This window comes from Halomonas sp. MCCC 1A11062 (assembly GCF_021404355.1).
Lineage (GTDB): Bacteria > Pseudomonadota > Gammaproteobacteria > Pseudomonadales > Halomonadaceae > Halomonas > Halomonas aerodenitrificans.
The window spans coordinates 1-563 of record NZ_JABFTW010000063.1; the positions used below are offsets into that span (position 1 = coordinate 1).

Genomic DNA, 563 nt, shown 5'->3' on the forward strand with positions numbered 1-563 from the left:
AGAGCAAAGACTGTTTGGGTCGCCGACCCAGTGGTTAGCCGGGTCTGTAGCTCAGTTGGTTAGAGCGCACCCCTGATAAGGGTGAGGTCGGCAGTTCAAATCTGCCCAGACCCACCAATTTCGCCGGATACGGCGTTGCTTTGAACCTCGCATAGCGAGCTATGCGTCGGCCCAAAGCGCCTTGTCTCCGACGAAATTCATCGCAAGTCGCAACGCGGTGATCAGTGGGGCCATAGCTCAGCTGGGAGAGCGCCTGCCTTGCACGCAGGAGGTCAGCGGTTCGATCCCGCTTGGCTCCACCACTTTCCTCGGAAAGTATTGAAGGAGCTCAGTTGAGAGAGCGCCTGCCTTGCACGTCAGGTGGTCAGCCCGGGGTCGCGCACGACTTCGATCCTGCTTGGCTCCACCATCTACGCCAAGCCAGTCTTTATCTGCAGTGACTAGTGGGAAGTTCTTGGACTTCCCACTGTTCTCTGAACAGTCTGCTCTTTAACAATGTGAATCATGCTGACAATTTCTCCGCAAGGAGAAATGCAAGATACGTCTCAAGCGTATCCGGCAAT

General features: G+C 55.6%; 2 tRNA genes. Both read left to right on the forward strand.

What is annotated here, in order from left to right:
* Positions 1 to 40: 40 nt before the first annotated feature.
* Positions 41 to 117, forward strand: a tRNA-Ile gene (locus tag HOP58_RS22790).
* Positions 118 to 226: 109 nt separating this feature from the next.
* A tRNA-Ala gene (locus HOP58_RS22795) sits at positions 227 to 302 on the forward strand.
* The last annotated feature ends 261 nt before the right edge of the window (positions 303 to 563 follow it).